Source organism: Paludibacterium paludis, assembly GCF_018802605.1.
Classification (GTDB): Bacteria; Pseudomonadota; Gammaproteobacteria; order Burkholderiales; family Chromobacteriaceae; genus Paludibacterium; species Paludibacterium paludis.
This window is the reverse complement of record NZ_CP069161.1, coordinates 119402-137847: the sequence shown is the minus strand read 5'-3', so window position 1 is coordinate 137847 and position 18446 is coordinate 119402. Positions and strand designations below refer to the sequence as shown.

Below are 18446 nucleotides of genomic sequence, written 5' to 3'. Positions count from 1 at the left end.
GGCCAAGAACGTGTAGACACAGGAAACCATCATGTCCCGCAATCTCGAATTGTTTGAACGCGCCAAAAAACCGATCCCCGGAGGCGTCAACTCCCCTGTCCGCGCTTTCGGTTCCGTCGGCGGCACGCCGCGTTTCGTGAAGAAAGCCAATGGACCGTACTTTTGGGATGCCGACGACAAGCGCTACATCGACTACGTCGGCTCCTGGGGACCGGCGATCGTCGGTCATGCCCATCCCGAGGTGATTCGCGCCGTCCAGCAAGCCGCCGAGGGCGGTCTGTCCTTCGGCGCGCCGACCGAAGCCGAAGTCGAGATCGCGGAAACCCTGTGCGCCATGCTGCCGTCGCTCGAGCAGGTGCGGCTGGTGTCGTCCGGCACCGAGGCGACCATGAGCGCCATCCGTCTGGCCCGCGGCTTCACCGGTCGCGACACCATCGTCAAGTTCGAAGGCTGTTACCACGGTCATTCCGACAGTCTGCTGGTCAAGGCGGGATCCGGTCTTTTGACTTTCGGCGCCCCGTCGTCGGGCGGCGTGCCGGCCGATTTCACGCGTCATACCCTGGTGCTGGAATACAATAACGTGGCGCAGCTGGAAGAAACGTTCGCGCGAATCGGCGACACCATCGCCTGCGTGATCGTCGAGCCCTTCGCCGGTAACATGAACCTGATCCGCCCGTCCGAAGCGTTCGTGAAGGCCTTGCGCGAACTGACGCACAAGAGTGGAACGGTGCTGATTTACGATGAAGTGATGACCGGTTTCCGTGTCGGCCCGCGTTGCGCGCAAGGGCTGCATGGCGTGATCCCCGACCTGACCACGCTGGGCAAGGTGATCGGCGGCGGCATGCCGCTCGCGGCCTTCGGCGGACGGCGCGACATCATGGAATGCATCGCGCCGCTGGGCAATGTCTACCAGGCCGGCACCCTGTCCGGCAATCCGGTGGCGGTGGCGGCCGGTCTGACCACCCTGCGCCTGATTCGCGAACCCGGCTTCTACGACACCCTGACGGCGCGTACCCGCCGCCTGACCGACGGGCTTGCCGCCCTGGGGCGCGAAACCGGTGTCGCGCTGACGGCCGACAGCGTCGGCGGCATGTTCGGTCTGTACTTCACCGGCAAGGTGCCGACCTGCTACGCGGAAGTGACCAATTCGGATCGCGAAGGCTTCAACCGCTTCTTCCATGCGATGCTTGAAGAGGGCGTGTACTTCGCGCCGTCGGCCTACGAAGCCGGTTTTGTATCGATCGCGCATACCGACGCGCTGATCGACGAAACCCTGGCCGCAGCGCGCCGGGCGTTGTCCGGAAAGTAAGCGGATCTTGCCGGCGGGCACGTGGCCGGGCGCCGCTTGTCCGCGTAAACCGTTCACGTTTCGTGTTGTGTCGTCGGGAAATGGCGCGATGAGGAGGCTATCCTGCGGTTAAACGGGGAATGAAAAGAACGGCGGGCGACGGCTCAATCCGCGCTCGCCGTTTTTTCATTTGTTTTTCCGGATACGGTTTTGGGAATCGCGAGTCTGCGCTCAGTGGCGCAACTGCAGCAATTCCTGTTCGGTCAGGCCCGTGGTTTCCTGAATGATTCTGCGATCCACGCCCTTGGCAAGAAGTTGCCGTGCGACTTGAAGGATGCCTTCCTGACGCCCTCGCTTCTGTACTGCAAAGTCCCAGGCTCAAGAGAAACCCGATCGGCTCGGCCAACTCCAGCATATCGCGCTGGCGGATGTGTTTTCGCACGAGTTCCAGCAATGCGATACGCCGGTGCTTCATAATGTCGTCGCCGGACAGCACTGTGACGTCGACCAGCGGGAAGGGCTGGCTGTAAAGGAGGGCGGCCACCTCGGGCTGCTCGAACAGATCCAGCCAGTGGGTGCTGTACGGATACGGACTTGCGGTGCCGTGGTAGAACAGCAGGGGAATCACCAGCGGCAGCCGATCGTGGCCTTGGCGCAGATGCTGTTGCATCGCGGCCAGACAGTAACGGATCAGGCGGAAGGCCATCAGTTTTTCCGGACGGGACTGGTGCTCGACGACGCAAGAGATGTAGCCAGGGCGGCCATCGGCGCGCAGCGCGTAGAGAATGTCGGAATAAAAAGCGCGCAGATCCGGCTCGATGAAGCAGCCCGGTTCCAGGCGCAGGCTGGATAGATCGCACAGGCCGCGCAAGCCCGGCGGCAGGTGGATGTCCAGGAAGTCCCGGGCGGTCGCCGGATCGGACATGAACTGCTTGAAGATCGCGTCATGGGGGTGAGAGGTGTTCATCGGGAAAGTGTACCTTTCCCGTCGGTCGCTGACGCTGCAGCGCGGCATGCGTTGCGTGGCCATGATCCACCGCCTGCGGTACAAGATCGTGAATGCTCCTCCATCATCGACCGGTTCGAATGTTAGCGGGTGAACGGACGGTGGCGGCGATACCCCGGTTGAGCGGTATTTTTTGCCGCCGCGCGACCGCCACGGCGGGAAAGTGTTTCAGTGGGGCACCTGACCGCCCCACTCCGTTATCGGATTATTCGGCCAACAGCGGACCGTTTTGCTCGAGCAGCTTCAGGATCATGTCTTTGCTCAGCGGCTGGTTGGGGACGTTCTGTACGCCCTTTTCTTCCAGCCATTTCGGCACTTTCATCGCATCGATCATGAGGGCGTCGCGCTGGTTGGCCCACTGGTTGATCGAATGAACATTCAACCGCTCGCCGATATGTCTGACAGCCTGGGTGGCCCGGCCAAGTTTGGCCGGGATTTTGCCCGGGCAATTGGCGAACGCTTCATCCAGCCGGATGGTGATGATTTCTCTGTTTTTTCTGATTTCCTTGACCTTGGACGGGAAAATTCCAATGATGGACGCGCCGCTGAAATCGCTGGTTTTCAGCCAGTTTCGCAGTCCGAGAAGATCTTGATTTCGGGTCGGCAGGAAGCTGTATCGGGTCGGGGTGGTCACTTGCATGGGGATAGCTCGCTATTCATGTGAAGTATTCAAAAAGCCGTATGGCAGGCGAGCATGATCCCGTTTACCGGGTTTTTACTCTTTCAAAATTCGCTTAACGATGCTGACGTTAGCCAGGACAGTCCGGTGAGCCCCTATCCCTGACAATCACGGGTACGGCGGCTATCGCAAGGTCAACCCTTCGATCACGGCCGGCTCGAAGGAGTGTGGATGGACGGTGACGCGCAGCAGGTGGGCCGTCGCCTCGTGGGGCGGGCGATGCACGGCGATGCCCTGGGCGAGCAGCGCTTTTTGCCGTCGCGCGGCCTCGTCCGGCGTGTCGTAGCAGATCGCCAGAAAATTGGTGGCCGATGGCAGCACCCTGAGGCCGTGCGAGCTCAGAATATGCGCGAGATCATTCTTCAGCGCCAGCGTGCGCGCGATAAGCTGTTTCGAATGCGCGGGATGATCGAGCGCGGCTTGCGCCGCGACCTGGGCGATCGACGAGAGCGCGTACTGCGGGCGGATTTCATCGGCGCGTTCCACCCATTGCGCAGGCGCGATCGCATACCCGACACGCAGGCCGGCGAGCGCGAAGGCCTTGGACAGGGTCCGCAGCCGGATCACGCCATCGATGGGGCCGTTATCGCTGTCGGCATCATCGCAAAAGTCGCGGTAGGCTTCATCCAGCAACAGTAGGGTATCCGCCGGCAGGGCGCGGCGGAAGGCGCGGAGCGTCGCCATGTCCCAGGCGTGGCCGGTCGGGTTGTCCGGGTTGGCGAGGTAAACCAGCCGCGCATCGTGGCGTCCGGCCGCTTCCGCCATCGCATCCAGATCGACGCGGGGCGAGGTCAAGCGGTCAAGATAGTCTGTTTCGATGATCGCGAGGCCCTGTCCGCGCGCGAAGTAACCGAAGGTCGGATAGGTCCCTGCCGTGCACACGACGCGGTCGCCCGCCGAGCAGAACAGCCGCAATGCGAGCAGGATCAGGCTGTCGGCCCCGGTGTCGAACACGATGGTGTCCGGGGCCGTGCCATTGGCCGCGGCGGCCTGCTCACGCAACCGGTGCGCGTAAGGGTCCGGATACAGCCGCGCCAGTTCCGCCACCGCCTCGCCGAACAGCGTTTCCAGTGGAGAGCCTTCCAGCGGCAGGCTCTCGTTGGAGCCGATGCGCGCGGTGATCGGCCCGCCGATGGCCTTTTCCAGACGGACGATGCCGGGAAAAGGGTTGGCAATGCGTTGCGCAGCGAGATGGCGGGCGTAGCGTGTCACGGTCAGAGCACCTTTTCCATCATCCGGTAGAGCGAACCGCCAAGACCGCTGACCTCATAGCCGGAGGTTTCATAAAGCTTGCGCGCCACGGTGTTGTCGTCGCGCACTTCCAGCATCGCCTTGGCGCAGCCGCGTCGGCGTCCTTCTTCCTCGACGGCCAGCATCAGGAGGCGTCCGATGCCGCGCCCGCGCGCCGCGGGCAATACCGACAGATCGTGCAGCATCGCCGTGGGCGCGGCGTAGAAACTGGAAAACCCCAAAAAGCACAAGGCATGGCCGAGCGCTTCCCCTCCCTCTTCGGCCACCAGCGCGAAGGTCGAGGGGTGGGCGGCGAACGCCTGCCCCAGATGGGCTCTGGCGTGGGCCGAAAGCCCGTTTCCACCGCCCGCGGCATCCCGCGCATAGGCGTCGGTCAAGGCGACAAGCAGCGCCAGATCACCGGAATCGGTCCGGTCAAGCCGCCGGATCGAGACGTTCATTTGACCCCCGAAGCGTCGGCTTTGGGTTGGCTTGCCGTGGCGGGAGCGGGTTTGGCCGCGGCCGGTTTGGCATCGGTTTGCGCGGGAAGGTACAAGGGGCCCTTGTAGCCGCAGGCCGTCAGCGCGGCGAGGGTGAAGAGAAGGGCGAACAGCGTTCTCATGAGCAGCGTCCGATTGTGGCAAAATTCCATACTAACAAACTCACACAGCGGGAAACAGCCATGACCGAATCCGAATTTCTCGATTTGACCGACGCGCTTCTGGAAAACCTGCAAAACGCGCTCGACGACCAGGAGATCGACGTCGATTACGCGCTCAATGGCGGGGTGCTTGAACTCGCGTTCGACAATGGCGCGAAAATCATCGTCAACCGGCACCTGCCCAACCGGGAGATGTGGGTCGCGGCCAAACGCGGCGGCTTTCACTATGCCTTCCGGGACGGACAATGGGTGAATACCCGTGACGGTTCGTCGCTGTCGGACATGCTGGAAACCCTGATCGGCGAGACGGCCGGCGCGCCTTTCCGCTTTCAGGCATGAGCGGCGAGGCGCTGGCGCTCGGCGGCCTCGCCGCTTCGGCCTTCCTTTCCTCCACGCTGTTGCCCGGCAACTCGGAAATCGCGCTCGCGGCGTTTCTCTACAAATGGCCGCACGATGCCTCATGGGCGCTGGCCGTGGCGACATTCGCGAACACCGCCGGCAGCCTGACGAGTCTCGTGATCGGGAGGCTCGCGCCACGCAAGGAAATGCCGCCGCGCATCGAGCGGTTGTTCGCTCGTTATGGCAGCGCCTCGCTGGCGCTGGCCTGGGTGCCGTTCATCGGCGACGCGATTCCGCTGGCGGCCGGCTGGCTGCGCTTGCCTGTCGTGCCCTGCGTCATTTGGCTGACGTTGGGCAAGGCGGCGCGCTATGCCATTCTGGCGTATTCCGTCATTCGTCTTGCCGGGTGAAAAACCTGACGGTTTTCTCCACCGCGGTTTAAAATTCGGAAAACGGAAAAAAGACACCTATGAGCCAGCACATACCACGCAAGCGGTTCGGACAGAACTTCCTGCAAGATAATCACGTCATCGAAAGCATCGTCGCGGCGGTGAATCCGCAGCCCGACGACACCGTCATCGAAATCGGCCCGGGACTGGGCGCCATCACCTTCCCGCTGCTGCGCACGCTCCGCCACCTGCACGTGGTGGAAATCGACCGCGACATCATTGCCCGGTTGAAGGAGAAGGTGGCGCCCGAGCGCCTGACCATTCACGAGGGCGACGCGCTCGCCTACGATTTCGCCTCGGTGCCGGGCGACCTGAAAATCGTCGGGAACCTGCCCTACAACATTTCCACCCCGCTGCTTTTCCATCTGGCGAGCTTTGGCGCGCGCGTGAAGGACATGCACTTCATGTTGCAAAAGGAAGTGATCGACCGCATGGTGGCGGAGCCGTCGACACCCGATTACGGCCGCTTGACCGTGATGCTGCAATACCGTTTCGAGATGGAAAACATCCTTGCCGTGCCGCCCGAGGCGTTCTGGCCGCCACCGAAAGTCGATTCCGCGGTGGTGCGGATGATTCCGGCGCCTGGCCGTTGCGGCATCGCCCGGGACGAGGCCTTGCTCGAGGATCTGGTGACCCGCGCGTTCTCGCAGCGGCGCAAGACCTTGCGCAATACGCTCAAGGGCGTGCTGGACGACGAGGGTTTCACCGCGCTTGGCATCGACCCCGGCGCGCGGGCGGAAAGCTTGCCGGTGGAGTGCTATGTGGCTATGACGAACTATCTATTCAATAAGAAAAATAATTAGTTATTCATAATCAAAAGGCTATTGTGCACCGCACGTTGTGGTTTTATGGCGTTCGGGTCAGAATTAGCCGGAAAACCGGTCGCATCCGGTCAAGACAACAGGGACGAAGCTGAATGATACGTTTGATGAACGTTCACAAGTGGTTCAAGGATCTGCACGTGCTCAACGGCATCACGCTGCACGTCAAGGCCGGAGAAGTGGTCGTGGTGTGCGGCCCGTCCGGCTCCGGCAAATCGACACTGATCCGCACCGTCAACCAGCTCGAAACGATCAACGAGGGCGAAATCTGGGTGGACGGCAAGAACGTGGCCGATCCGAAGACCGACCTGAACGCCTTGCGCGCCGAAGTCGGCTTCGTGTTCCAGCACTTCAATCTGTATCCGCACCTGTCGGTGCTGGACAACATCACCCTGTCGCCGATCCAGGTCAAGAAGATGACCCGGCCGGCGGCCGAAAAACTGGCGGTCGAGCTCCTTGAGCGCGTTGGTCTTGCACACAAGAAGGACGCGTTTCCCGCGCAATTGTCGGGTGGCCAGCAGCAGCGCGTGGCGATCGCGCGCGGCCTGGCGATGCAACCGAAGGTCATGCTGTTCGACGAGCCGACCTCGGCGCTGGACCCGGAAATGATCGGTGAAGTCCTCAAGGTCATGAAGGACCTGGCCTTGAGCGGCATGACCATGATGGTCGTCACCCATGAAATGGGATTCGCCCGCGAAGTGGCCGACCGCGTCGTGTTCGTCGACCACGGCGAGATTCTCGAACAGGCGGAACCGGAGGAGTTCTTCCTCAATCCGCAGCACGACCGCGCCAAACAGTTCCTGCGCCAGCTCCTCACTCCGATGAGCTAGCCGGAACACCGATTCGCGACGGCCGTTAGCAGACATTTCCCATCATTCGATCCCCGATAACGGGGACGCACTGCGAACGGACGTCCCGGAAAGGCGCGATACCGCCGGGTCACAGGCTGCCGGCGGTCGCGCCGAACCGTCATTCACTGGAGGAAAAACTATGTTGATGAGCAAGCATCTTATCTGTGCCGCCACGCTGGCGGCGATCGCCTCGGCTCCGGCCATGTCGGCCGAGCTGACCGGCACCCTGAAAAAAGTCAAGGAGACCGGCACGCTCGTGCTGGGCAACCGCGATTCGTCCATTCCCTTCTCCTACTACGACAACAACCAGAAACCCGTCGGTTTCGCCGTGGATCTGGCCAATAAAGTGGCCGATCAGGTGAAAAAGGAACTGAACATGCCTGGCCTGCAGGTGCGCTACAACCTGGTGACCTCGCAGACCCGCATTCCCCTGGTGCAGAACGGCACGGTGGATCTCGAGTGCGGCTCCACGACCAATAATGTGGAACGCCAGCAGCAGGTCGCCTTCTCGGTCGGGATTTTCCAGATCGGTACCCGCCTGATGACCAAGAAAACCTCCGGCATCAAGGATTTCGCCGATCTGGCCGGCAAGAACGTGGTGACCACCGCCGGCACCACGTCGGCGCGTCTGATCAGCGCGATGAACGCCGATAAAAAGATGGGCATGAACATCATCCAGGCCAAGGACCACGGCGAATCCTTCCAGATGCTCGAAAGCGGCCGCGCGGTGGCGTTCATGATGGACGACGCGCTGTTGTACGGCGAAATGGCCAAGTCGCGCAATCCGTCCGACTGGGTGGTGGTCGGCCGCGCCCAAACCCATGAAAACTACGGTTGCATGCTGCGCAAGGACGATCCGGCCTTCAAGAAAGTGGTCGACGATGCGCTCAAGGCCGTGTACAAGTCCGGCGAAGTCAACGCGCTGTACAAGAAATGGTTCCAGAGCCCGATTCCGCCCAAGGGATTGAATCTGAACTTCCCGATGAGCGCCGACCTCAAGGCGCTGTACGCCAGTCCGACCGACAAGGCCGCCGACTGAGTTCCAGTCAGGATTCTGACAAAGGGGGCATTCGTGCCCCCTTTTCGTGCTGGAGAATGAATCATGAATTACCACTGGAACTGGGGTGTGTATTTCAACCCCACCGGCGTGGGCAATGAAATCTATCTGAACTGGTTCGTCTCGGGTCTGGGCTGGACGCTGGCCATCGCGCTGTGCGGCTGGCTCGTCGCGCTGTCCCTGGGGGCCGTGATCGGTGTGGCGCGCACTCTGGAAGGCGGCATCGCATCGCGTCTGGCGGGCGTCTATGTCGCGCTGTTTCGCAATGTGCCGCTGCTCGTTCAGCTGTTTTTCTGGTATTTCCTGGTGCCGGACCTGCTGCCCGGCCCGATCGAGACCTGGTTCAAGCAGGACCTGAATCCCGGCACCTCGGCCTTCATCAGCGTGGTGGTGTGCCTCGGGCTTTTCACCGCGGCGCGTGTCGCCGAGCAGGTGCGCACCGGTATCGAAGCCTTGCCGCGAGGGCAGCGCAGCGCTGGACTCGCGATCGGCTTCACCCGGGCGCAGCTCTACCGCTATGTGCTGTTGCCGCAGGCGTTCCGCATCATCATCCCGCCGCTGACCGGCGAGTTCCTGAACATCATCAAGAATTCCTCGGTGGCGTCGCTGATCGGCCTGATGGATCTGTTGGCGCAGACCAAGCAGACCGCCGAGTACACGGCGAACATCTTCGAGGCCTTCACACTGGCCACGGTAATCTATTTCGTGATCAACATGGGATTCATGAAACTGATGAGCCGTCTTGAAGAAAAATGGCGCGTACCCGGCATGATGGGAGGGTCCGGCAAATGACCTCTCTCGATTTCAGCCAGATCGTGCCGGCCATGCCGGGACTGATCGAAGGCCTGGCGCTGACACTGAAACTGCTGGCCGGCGGTGTGATCGGCGGCGTGGTGCTGGGCACCTTCCTGGCGCTCGCGCGCTTGTCGAGCAACCGCCTGATGTCGGCGGCGGCACTGTTTTACGTCAACTACTTCCGCTCCATCCCGCTGCTGCTGGTCATTTCCTGGTTTTACCTGGTGGTGCCGATGTTGTTGTCGTGGATCACCGGAAGCGTCACCCCGGTCGGTGCCTTCACTTCGTGCGTGGTGGCGTTCGTGATGTTCGAGGCGGCGTACTTCGCCGAAATCGTGCGCGCGGGCATCCAGGCGATTCCCAAGGGGCAGATCGGCGCCGCGTTCGCGCTGGGCATGACCTATGGGCAGGCCATGCGTTATGTGATCCTGCCGCAGGCGTTCCGCAAAATGCTGCCGCTGCTGTTGCAGCAGAGCATCATCCTTTTTCAGGATACCTCGCTGGTGTACGCGGTGGGTCTGATGGATTTTCTGAATACCGCGCGGTCCAAGGGCGATATCGTGGGTTTGCCCCATGAATTCCTGTTGTTCGCCGCCGCGGTGTATTTCCTTATCAGCTTCACCGCCTCCCGGGCGGTCAAGCGTCTTCATTCCAGGTGGTCGGTATGAGCCAGATGATTACAATTGACAACATCAGCAAATGGTACGGGGATTTCCAGGTGCTGACCGACTGCACGACGTCGGTCGCCAAGGGCGAGGTGGTGGTGGTATGCGGCCCGTCCGGGTCCGGCAAATCGACGCTGATCAAATGCGTCAATGCGCTCGAACCCTTCCAGAAGGGGGTCATCACGGTGGATGGCGTGTCGGTCGGCGATCCGTCGACCGATCTGCCGAAACTGCGCTCCCGGGTCGGTATGGTGTTTCAGCACTTCGAACTGTTCCCGCACTTGTCCATCGCCGAGAACCTTACTCTGGCGCAAGTCAAGGTGCTGGGACGCAGCATGGACGAGGCGCGGCAAAAAGGCCTGCTCTATCTTGACCGGGTGGGCCTCAAGGCGCACGCCGCGAAGTTTCCCGGGCAGTTGTCCGGGGGACAGCAGCAACGGGTGGCGATCGCCCGGGCGCTGTCGATGGACCCCATCGCCATGCTTTTCGACGAGCCGACCTCGGCGCTCGATCCGGAAATGATCAACGAAGTGCTGGATGTGATGACCGGGCTGGCCCAGGAAGGCATGACCATGATGTGCGTGACCCATGAAATGGGCTTCGCGCGGCGCGTGGCCAACCGGGTGATCTTCATGGACAAGGGGCAGATCGTCGAGGACTGCGACAAGGAAGCCTTCTTCGGCAGCCCGCGTTCCGAACGCGCCCAGTTGTTCCTGTCCAAGATCCTGCAGCACTGAGTCTTCGGGCCTGTTTCACGTGAAACACCCCCGTCCGCCCGAACAGGCGGCGGGGGTGTTCGCCTATCGTGAGGCGGGTCAGACCAGATCCAGATGATCGAGTCCTCCCAGCGGATCGCGCGATTTGCTTCGCTCGCTATAGAGCTTGATGCGCAAGCGCAGGTCGTTGATGGAGTCGGCGTTGCGCAGCGCGTCCTCGAGGCCGACGCGGCCCTCCTCGTACAGTTCGAACAAGGACTGGTCGAAGGTGCGCATGCCAAGGTCGGTGGAGCGGCCCATGATGTCCTTGATGCCGTGCACATCGCCCGAGACGATCAGATCCGACACCAGCGGGCTGTTGAGCAGGACTTCCACCGCCGCGCAACGGCCCTTGCCGCCCTTGAGCGGCACCAGCCGTTGCGAAATGATGGCGCGCATGTTGAGGGACAGGTCGAGCAGCACCTGTTGGCGGCGCTCCTCGGGGAAGAAGTTGATGACCCGTTCCAGCGCCTGGTTGGCGTTGTTGGCGTGCAGGGTGGCCAGGCACAAGTGGCCGGTTTCGGCGAATTGCAGCGCATACATCATCGAGGCCTGATCGCGGACCTCGCCCATCATGATCACGTCGGGAGCCTGGCGTAGCGTGTTCTTCAGCGCGATTCCCCAGCTGTCGGTATCGATGCCGACCTCCCGCTGCGTGATCAGGCTCTTTTTGTGATGATGGATGAATTCGACCGGTTCCTCGATGGTGATGATATGGTCTTCGGCATGGGTATTGCGCCAGTCGATCAGCGCGGCGAGCGAGGTGGATTTGCCCGACCCGGTGCCTCCCACGAAAATCACCAGCCCGCGCCGGATCATCGAAATATCCTTGAGCACGGCGGGCAGGCGCAACTCGTCAAGCGTCGGGATGTCGGTGGTGATGCGGCGGATCACCATCGCCGGGTGTCCTTGTTGCATGAAGGCGCTGACCCGGAAGCGGCCGATGCCCTCCTGGGTGATGGCGAAGTTCGCCTCCTTGGTGGCGGTGAATTCGCCAAGGTGATGCGCCGTCATCATCGCCTGCACCAGCTCTTTCGCTTCCTGCGCGAGCAGGGGTTTTTCCATCGCGGGTTGCAGGCGTCCGTCGATTTTCAGGGCGGGGGGAAAATCCGCGCTGACGAACACATCGGAGGCGTGACGGGCGACCGCCGTTGCCAGAAGATCGGCGATCAGCCGCCGAGCCTCGTGTTGATCCATCTTTCCACTCCTTCCGCCTCAGAACAGATCTTTCTGGGCGGCCTTGCCACGCGCGTCGGCCAGCGAGATGCGGCCGCGGCGCAACAGTTCCTGCAATGCCTGGTCGAGCGTCTGCATGCCCGACTGGCTGCCTGTCTGCATGGCCGTCAGCAACTGGGCCAGCTTGTTTTCCCGGATGAGGTTGCGCACGGCCGGTGTGCCCATCATGATTTCGAACGCCGCGACCCGTCCGTTGCCGTCGCTTTGCTTGATCAGGGTCTGCGACACCACCGCGCGCAACGATTCGGACAGCATGGTGCGCACCATGTCTTTTTCTCCCGCCGGAAACACATCGACGATCCGGTCGATGGTTTTCGGGGCGGAACTGGTGTGCAGCGAGGCGAACACCAGGTGGCCGGTTTCCGCGGCGGTCAGCGCGAGCCGGATGGTTTCCAGGTCCCGCAGCTCGCCGACCATGATCACGTCCGGATCCTCGCGCAACGCGCTGCGCAGGGCGTTGGCGAAACTCATGGTCTGTTGCCCGAGTTCGCGCTGGTTGATGAGGCTTTGCTTGCTGTCGTGCACGAATTCGATCGGGTCCTCGATCGTGAGGATGTGCGCGAAACGGGTGGCGTTGATGAAATCGATCATCGCGGCGAGCGTGGTGGATTTGCCCGAACCGGTCGGGCCGGTGACCAGTACGAGGCCGCGCGGCAGATCGCACAGTTCCTTCAGGATGCGCGGGCCGTCGAGTTCGTCGAGGGTGAACACATGAGAGGGAATCACGCGGAACACGGCGGCGATACCGCGATTTTGCATGAATACGTTGACCCGGAAGCGCGCGATGCCCGGCAGCGCGAACGAGAAGTCGCTCTCGAGGGTTTCTTCGAAGCCTTTGCGCTGATAATCGTTCATGATGTCGTAGATCATCGAGTGGACATCATGGGACGTCATCGGCGGCAGGTTGACGCGGCGGATGTCGCCATTGACCCTGAGCAGCGGGGGCATGCCCGACGACAGGTGAAGGTCGGAAGCCTGGTTTTTGACCGTGAACGCCAACAGCTCGGAAATTTCCATCAGAAAGCCTCGTGCCCGTAATGGTCTTCCTTCGATTGTATCAAAGGGGCTTGCCCGGTGCGGCAGATTCTCCATTGTGCGCCTGTTGGTTCTATAATCGGTCGTTGTGTCGTCAAACCCGTCAGGAATTCGTATGTTGGAAACGATCGCCCAGGCACTCGGCGATGTCCGTCAAGGTGTGGCCCGCGCCGAGGAAGACGCCGGCCGGCCGGCCGGCAGTGTTGCCCTGGTGGCCGTCAGCAAAACGTTCGGCGCCGATGCGGTGCGTGCGGCTTACGCCGCCGGACAACGCGCGTTCGGCGAGAACTATGTGCAGGAGTTGGTAAGCAAGACGGAAGAGCTTGTTGATCTGGATATTCAATGGCACTTTATCGGACCATTGCAGTCCAACAAGACGCGTGCCGTGGCCGAGCGCGCCCACTGGGTGCATTCCGTCGAACGCGACAAGATCGCCGAGCGGCTGTCCGCGCAGCGTCCGGACACCCTGCCGCCGCTCAATGTGCTGCTGCAGGTCAACGTGTCCGGAGAAGAGAGCAAGAGCGGCTGCCGTCCGGACGAGGTGGAAGCGCTCGCGCGCAAGGTGGCGGCGCTGCCGCGGCTCGTGCTGCGAGGGCTGATGTGCATTCCGGAGCCGAGTGCCGACGAGGCGGTGCTGCTCGCGCGTTTCGGTCTGCTCGCGCAACTGCGCGACCGGCTCGCGGCGCAAGGTTTCGAACTGGATACCCTGTCCATGGGCATGTCGTCCGACATGGCCCTGGCCATTCGCGCCGGCGCGACCCATGTGCGGGTCGGCACGGCCATTTTCGGATCCCGCAGCTATCGACATTAATTGAAGAGCGACCATGAACATAACCTTCATCGGCGGCGGCAACATGGCGTCCGCCATTATCGGCGGACTTGTCAGGCAGGGAGGACACCGCATCCGCGTGTCCGACCGCAATCCGGACAAGCTCGCGGCGCTGTCCTCGTCCTTCGGCATCGAGCCCCTGCCCGTTCTGCCCGGATCCTTCGGCGCGGACGAGATCGTGGTGTTGGCGGTCAAGCCGCAGGGACTCCGGGACGTGGCGCTCGAGCTGGCCGGGCGGCTTGACGGCGCGCTCGTGGTGTCGGTCGCGGCCGGTATCGGGACGGAGGCGCTGTGCCGCTGGCTCGGGACGGCCCGCGTGGCGCGCGTGATGCCCAATACGCCGGCGATGGTCGGCAAGGGCGTCAGCGGCGTGTATGGCGCGCCGGCGCTCGGCGGCGACGATGTCGCGCGGGTGACGGGCATGATGGAGGCGACGGGCATCGCGGTGCGTCTTGCCGAGGAGCGCGGCATCGACGACATTACCTGCGTGAGCGGCAGCGGCCCGGCCTATGTGTTTTATTTCATGGAAGCGATGATGGAGGCCGCAAGGCGGACCGGATTCGGCGATGACGAGGCCCGCCGCCTGGTGCTGGCCACCTTCGAAGGCGCGGTGGCGCTGGCCGGCGCGAGCGACAGCGGCTTCGCGCAACTGCGCGCCAATGTCACCTCGAAGGGCGGTACCACGGAACGCGCCATCGCCCGTTTCGAAGCCGAAGGCGTCAAGGCCGCGATCGTGGCCGGCGCTTTCGATTGTCGTGCCCGCTCGGTCGAGATGGGTCAACAGCTCAGTCAGGACTGATATGTTCTACGAAACCCTGCAATTTCTCCTGCGCACCGTATCCGATCTGTTCGTGCTGGTGCTGCTTTTGCGCTTCTACCTGCAGGTGGCGCGCGCGCCGTTCAAGCATCCGGTATGCCAGTTCGTGCTGGCGGTGACCAATTTCGCGGTGATTCCCGCGCGGCGCCTGATCCCGTCGCTGCGTGGTTACGACGCGGCGACCCTGGCGGTGGGCTGGGGCGTGTCCATGGTGTCGTCGATACTGATCATGGCGCTCAATCCCATCGCTTACGATTTCACTTCGCCTCAGACTTGGGTGGCGCTGGCGCTTCTGGCGCTGCTGTATCTTTTCAAACAGTCACTGAACCTTTTGATGGGCGCGGTGATCGTCCAGGCGGTGATGAGCTGGGTGAACCCCTATAATCCATTGACACCGATTCTCGATTCGCTGACCCGGCCTTACCTGAGGCATTTCGGGTTCGCCCGGGTCGGGTCGGTCGATCTGGCGCCGCTGGTGTTGTTTCTTGTCATTCAGGTGATTCTGATGCTGCCCGTTCGGTTCCTTGAAAGCGCGTTCTTGATGCAACTCAAGGTGTTGATGTAAATTTTTGTGTATTTGTCATAGGTTGCAGCCGATAGAAGTCGTTTAAAGCGTTACGGCTGTGCAACTTCAGCTATGGAGATACAAGATGAAGAAGACCCTTCTCGCCGCCTTGCTGCTGGGCGCGATGGCCGCTCCCGCCATGGCCAACCAGGCGTTGGCCCAGAAGAACAATTGCCTGACCTGTCACTCGGTTGACGCCAAGCTGGTCGGTCCGGCCTATAAGGAAGTGGCCAAGAAGTACGCCAAGGACAAGGGCGCCGAGGCCCGTCTGATCGCCAAGGTCAAGGCCGGTGGCGTCGGGGCGTGGGGCCAGATTCCGATGCCGCCGAACCCGCAGGTCAGCGACGCGGACGTGAAAACCCTCGTTAAATGGATTCTGTCGCTCAAATAAGCGTCGGAATTTTCCAGAAAGGCGGCGTAAGCCGCCTTTTTATGTGAAGAATTCGTGAAAAAAACCAGAATCGCTCTATATTCCTGTTAGCAGGTAAAGACAGCATCCGATTCCAGTTGCACAAAGAGAAGGCCGAAGGTAATCTCTTGTGCCTGTCTGCCAACCTCTATGCTGGAAGCACCAAATATGGCCAAGATGACCGAACAGGATATCCTCAACTGGGAAGGCGACGATTACATGAACGCCGACCACCTTGAGTTCTTCAAGGAGAAGTTGCTACAGATGCAGCAGGAGTTGTTGAACAACGCTAGCGCAACTGCCAACCATCTCCAGGAGCAGGAGGCGACGCCGGATCCGGCCGATCGCGCCACGCTGGAAGAAGAATATGCGCTGGAGCTGCGTACGCGTGATCGCGAACGGAAACTGCTGCAAAAGATCCAGGCCTCGCTTCGCCAGATCGAAGACGGCTCCTACGGCTTTTGTGAAGACACCGGCGAGCCGATCGGCCTCAAGCGCCTGATCGCCCGCCCGACCGCCACCTTGTCCGTCGAGGCCCAGGAGCGCCGCGAACGGATGAAGCGCCAGTACGCCGACTGAGCGTCATCGCGCAAACCCTTGAAAACGCCACCTGCGGGTGGCGTTTTGCATATGCGCCACGCGCGGCGTCGCCGGTCTTGTGCACTGTTGCCGAAAGGGGTTATCTTGCCATGCAGCATCAGAAAAATTTCATGGCAAGGGAACATCATGCACCGGCAGACCGACGACGTCAGAATTCGCGAAATCAAGGAACTCCTCCCCCCCATCGCTCATTTGTACGAGCTGCCCATCAGCGAATCGTCGTCCGAGTTGATTTTCAATACCCGCCGGGCGGTCTCCTCGATGTTGCGCGACGAGGACGACCGGCTTCTGGTGGTGATCGGTCCCTGTTCCATCCATGACATCGGTGCCGCGGAAGAATACGCCAGGCGTCTGCTCCCTTTGCGCAAGCACTATGCGGACGAGCTGGAAATCGTCATGCGCGTCTATTTCGAAAAGCCGCGCACCACGGTCGGCTGGAAAGGGCTGATCAACGACCCGCATCTGGACGAGTCCTTCGACATCAACGGCGGCTTGCGCATCGCCCGCAAGCTTTTGCTGGCGCTCAACGATCTTGGCATGCCGGCCGCCACCGAATTCCTCGACATGATCACGCCGCAGTATTTCGCGGATCTGATTTCCTGGGGCGCCATCGGCGCGCGCACCACCGAGTCGCAGGTTCATCGCGAGCTGGCCTCCGGCCTGTCCTCCCCGGTTGGCTTCAAGAACGGTACCGACGGCAACCTGAAGATCGCGGTCGACGCGATCCGCGCCGCGAGCGTCCCGCATCATTTCCTGTCGGTGACCAAGACCGGACACTCGGCGATTGTCTCCACCGGGGGTAATCCGGACTGCCATGTCATCCTGCGCGGCGGCAAGGAACCCAACTACGCATCCACGCACGTGCGCGCCGCGGCGGCGGAACTGGCGGCGGTCGGCCTGCCGCAAAAACTGATGGTCGATTTCAGCCATGCCAACAGCCGCAAGGATTACCGGCGCCAGGTGGAAGTGGCCGAAGACGTCGCCGCCCAGATGGCGGCCGGCGACCGGCACATTTTCGGGGTGATGGTGGAAAGCCATCTGGTCGAAGGCCGGCAGGATCTCAAGCCGGGCTGCGAGCTTGTTTACGGGCAGAGCATCACCGACGGCTGTATCGGCTGGGAAGATACGGAATCGGTGCTGCGCATTCTCGCCGACGCCGTCAAGGGCCGCCGCAACGCCGCCGTCAAGTAAGCCGCGCCGATGAGCATGCCGCTTCCCCTGCAGGGGTGGCTGACCCCTGTCTGGCGCGCGCCCTGGTCGCACCGCGTGCTGTTGACCCTGGGCGCGGTGTCCAGCGTTTCCCTGACCGCCTGGATCACCTCGCTGGCGGCCGGCCATTCCCCGCTGATCGTCGCGTCGATGGGCGCGGCGGCCGTTCTGATGTTCGGTCTGCCGGGCAGCCCCTTGGCGCAGCCCTGGCCCTGCCTTGCCGGGCATCTGGTGTCGTCGGCCATCGGAGTGGCGTGCGCGCGCTGGATACCGGATGTGTATCTGGCCGCGGGCGTGGCGGTGGGGGGCGCGCTGCTGGTCATGACCTTATTGCGTTGTCTGCATCCACCCGGCGGCGCCATCGCGCTGACGGCGGTGATCGGCGGCCCTCAGGTGCACGCGCTCGGTTTTCATTTCGTGCTGCTGCCGGTCGGGGTGAACGCTCTGCTGATGGTGCTCATCGGCATGGCGCTGCACCGTCTCCTGCCGGGGAGGCAGTATCCCCTGCCCTCGCGGCCGCTCCGTCCGCACGGGGTGAACAATCCCCCTCCGCAGGCGCGTAGCGGCATCACCGACGAAGATATCGCTTCGGGCATCCGGGAACTCGATCATCTGCTGGACATCAGCGCAGCCGATCTGGAGGCCATTGTACGCGCGGCCACCCGCCATGCGGCGAACCGGCTGGCCGGCGGGCTCACGGCCGCCGACATCATGGCGCGCGAGGTGGTGACCCTTTCCCCCGCCTGCAGCCGCCAGCTGGCCTGGGAAACGCTCAAGCGCCACCGTGTCAGCGGATTGCCGGTGGTGGATGCGCGGCGTCGCGTGCTGGGCATGGTGTCCGTGGCGGATTTTCTGGCCGGGATGGATATGAGTGTCGCCGGCATGGCGCGGCGCCTGTTCCGCTTGCGCAAGGAAACGGTGGCAACGCTGATGACGGCGCCGGCGATCTGCGCCCGCGCCGACCAGACGCTCACCGATCTTGTGCCGCTGTTTTCCGATGGAGGGCGGCACACCCTGCCGGTGGTCGATAAGGAAGGCCGCCTTGTGGGCATCATCGCCCAGTCCGACATGGTGGCCGCGCTGTCCGCGAGCCGCACGGCCTGACCGCCGTTTTCCTTTTTCCGCATAAACCCATGCCCCGAGGGTCGAA

23 protein-coding genes are annotated in these 18446 nt (G+C 62.3%); 16 read left to right on the top strand and 7 right to left on the bottom strand.

The window, feature by feature from the left end:
- The first annotated feature begins 31 nt into the window (after window positions 1–31).
- Window positions 32–1309: a glutamate-1-semialdehyde 2,1-aminomutase gene (hemL, locus tag JNO50_RS00595; protein WP_189532761.1), complete on the top strand. Its 1278-nt coding sequence runs from the start codon at window positions 32–34 to the stop codon at window positions 1307–1309.
- A 97-nt stretch (window positions 1310–1406) separates the two neighbouring features.
- On the opposite strand, the gene JNO50_RS00590 is transcribed toward hemL, so the two are convergent.
- The 5 genes from JNO50_RS00590 to lptM all read right to left on the bottom strand — a co-directional run bounded on the left by JNO50_RS00590 (window position 1407) and on the right by lptM (window position 4825).
- Complete coding sequence (locus tag JNO50_RS00590; RefSeq protein WP_373298324.1) at window positions 1407–2318, bottom strand: Rpn family recombination-promoting nuclease/putative transposase; 912 nt, start codon at window positions 2316–2318, stop codon at window positions 1407–1409.
- 181 nt (window positions 2319–2499) lie between these two features.
- Window positions 2500–2934, bottom strand: a complete 435-nt coding sequence (locus JNO50_RS00585; RefSeq protein WP_189532759.1) for a hypothetical protein — start codon at window positions 2932–2934, stop codon at window positions 2500–2502.
- A gap of 162 nt (window positions 2935–3096) precedes the next feature.
- Entirely contained in the window at window positions 3097–4185 is a 1089-nt protein-coding gene (locus JNO50_RS00580; protein WP_189532756.1) for a pyridoxal phosphate-dependent aminotransferase, read from the bottom strand.
- Window positions 4186–4187: 2 nt separating this feature from the next.
- Window positions 4188–4664, bottom strand: a complete 477-nt coding sequence (locus tag JNO50_RS00575; RefSeq protein ID WP_189532754.1) for a GNAT family N-acetyltransferase — start codon at window positions 4662–4664, stop codon at window positions 4188–4190.
- Window positions 4661–4825 carry an LPS translocon maturation chaperone LptM gene (gene lptM, locus JNO50_RS00570; RefSeq protein WP_189532752.1) on the bottom strand — a complete coding sequence of 55 codons (165 nt, stop codon included), beginning with the start codon at window positions 4823–4825 and terminating at the stop codon, window positions 4661–4663. Before lptM ends, JNO50_RS00575 begins: the two co-directional genes overlap by 4 nt.
- A 60-nt stretch (window positions 4826–4885) precedes the next feature.
- On the opposite strand from lptM, the gene cyaY reads away from it, so the two are divergent.
- The 8 genes from cyaY (at window position 4886) to JNO50_RS00530 (ending at window position 10578) form a co-directional block, all read left to right on the top strand.
- Window positions 4886–5203, top strand: coding sequence for an iron donor protein CyaY (gene cyaY / locus JNO50_RS00565; protein ID WP_189532750.1), 318 nt, complete (start codon window positions 4886–4888; stop codon window positions 5201–5203).
- Entirely contained in the window at window positions 5200–5613 is a 414-nt protein-coding gene (locus JNO50_RS00560; RefSeq protein ID WP_189532748.1) for a YqaA family protein, read from the top strand. Before cyaY ends, JNO50_RS00560 begins: the two co-directional genes overlap by 4 nt.
- A gap of 59 nt (window positions 5614–5672) precedes the next feature.
- Window positions 5673–6455 carry a 16S rRNA (adenine(1518)-N(6)/adenine(1519)-N(6))-dimethyltransferase RsmA gene (rsmA, locus tag JNO50_RS00555; RefSeq protein ID WP_189532746.1) on the top strand — a complete coding sequence of 261 codons (783 nt, stop codon included), beginning with the start codon at window positions 5673–5675 and terminating at the stop codon, window positions 6453–6455.
- A gap of 113 nt (window positions 6456–6568) precedes the next feature.
- Window positions 6569–7303 carry an amino acid ABC transporter ATP-binding protein gene (locus JNO50_RS00550; protein ID WP_189532744.1) on the top strand — a complete coding sequence of 245 codons (735 nt, stop codon included), beginning with the start codon at window positions 6569–6571 and terminating at the stop codon, window positions 7301–7303.
- A 160-nt stretch (window positions 7304–7463) separates the two neighbouring features.
- Window positions 7464–8363 carry a glutamate/aspartate ABC transporter substrate-binding protein gene (locus tag JNO50_RS00545; RefSeq protein WP_189532742.1) on the top strand — a complete coding sequence of 300 codons (900 nt, stop codon included), beginning with the start codon at window positions 7464–7466 and terminating at the stop codon, window positions 8361–8363.
- A gap of 63 nt (window positions 8364–8426) precedes the next feature.
- Entirely contained in the window at window positions 8427–9173 is a 747-nt protein-coding gene (locus JNO50_RS00540; RefSeq protein ID WP_189532740.1) for an amino acid ABC transporter permease, read from the top strand.
- Window positions 9170–9844, top strand: a complete 675-nt coding sequence (locus JNO50_RS00535; protein ID WP_189532738.1) for an amino acid ABC transporter permease — start codon at window positions 9170–9172, stop codon at window positions 9842–9844. Before JNO50_RS00540 ends, JNO50_RS00535 begins: the two co-directional genes overlap by 4 nt.
- 5 nt (window positions 9845–9849) lie before the next feature.
- Window positions 9850–10578 carry an amino acid ABC transporter ATP-binding protein gene (locus tag JNO50_RS00530; protein WP_189532910.1) on the top strand — a complete coding sequence of 243 codons (729 nt, stop codon included), beginning with the start codon at window positions 9850–9852 and terminating at the stop codon, window positions 10576–10578.
- Between the two features lie 78 nt (window positions 10579–10656).
- On the opposite strand, the gene JNO50_RS00525 is transcribed toward JNO50_RS00530, so the two are convergent.
- Both JNO50_RS00525 and JNO50_RS00520 read right to left on the bottom strand, forming a co-directional pair.
- A complete protein-coding gene (locus tag JNO50_RS00525) occupies window positions 10657–11793 on the bottom strand; it encodes a PilT/PilU family type 4a pilus ATPase (protein ID WP_189532736.1) in 1137 nt (378 codons plus the stop codon).
- Window positions 11794–11811: 18 nt separating this feature from the next.
- Window positions 11812–12849, bottom strand: a complete 1038-nt coding sequence (locus JNO50_RS00520; RefSeq protein WP_189532734.1) for a type IV pilus twitching motility protein PilT — start codon at window positions 12847–12849, stop codon at window positions 11812–11814.
- A 133-nt stretch (window positions 12850–12982) separates the two neighbouring features.
- On the opposite strand from JNO50_RS00520, the gene JNO50_RS00515 reads away from it, so the two are divergent.
- From JNO50_RS00515 to JNO50_RS00485, 7 genes are all read left to right on the top strand, one after another.
- The gene (locus JNO50_RS00515) at window positions 12983–13678 is read left to right on the top strand and encodes a YggS family pyridoxal phosphate-dependent enzyme (RefSeq protein WP_189532731.1); all 696 of its coding nucleotides are present in this window, start codon (window positions 12983–12985) and stop codon (window positions 13676–13678) included.
- A gap of 13 nt (window positions 13679–13691) precedes the next feature.
- A complete protein-coding gene (proC, locus tag JNO50_RS00510; protein ID WP_189532729.1) occupies window positions 13692–14495 on the top strand; it encodes a pyrroline-5-carboxylate reductase in 804 nt (267 codons plus the stop codon).
- 1 nt (window position 14496) lies between these two features.
- Window positions 14497–15078 (top strand): YggT family protein, encoded by a 582-nt coding sequence (locus JNO50_RS00505; RefSeq protein ID WP_189532728.1) that lies wholly within the window; start codon window positions 14497–14499, stop codon window positions 15076–15078.
- A gap of 85 nt (window positions 15079–15163) precedes the next feature.
- On the top strand, window positions 15164–15469 hold the full coding sequence (locus JNO50_RS00500) for a c-type cytochrome (RefSeq protein WP_189532726.1): 306 nt from the start codon (window positions 15164–15166) through the stop codon (window positions 15467–15469).
- Window positions 15470–15655: 186 nt separating this feature from the next.
- Window positions 15656–16066: an RNA polymerase-binding protein DksA gene (dksA, locus tag JNO50_RS00495; RefSeq protein ID WP_189532724.1), complete on the top strand. Its 411-nt coding sequence runs from the start codon at window positions 15656–15658 to the stop codon at window positions 16064–16066.
- A gap of 147 nt (window positions 16067–16213) precedes the next feature.
- A complete protein-coding gene (gene aroG / locus JNO50_RS00490) occupies window positions 16214–17278 on the top strand; it encodes a 3-deoxy-7-phosphoheptulonate synthase AroG (RefSeq protein WP_189532717.1) in 1065 nt (354 codons plus the stop codon).
- A 9-nt stretch (window positions 17279–17287) separates the two neighbouring features.
- Window positions 17288–18400, top strand: a complete 1113-nt coding sequence (locus tag JNO50_RS00485) for an HPP family protein (protein ID WP_189532715.1) — start codon at window positions 17288–17290, stop codon at window positions 18398–18400.
- Window positions 18401–18446: the final 46 nt, after the last annotated feature.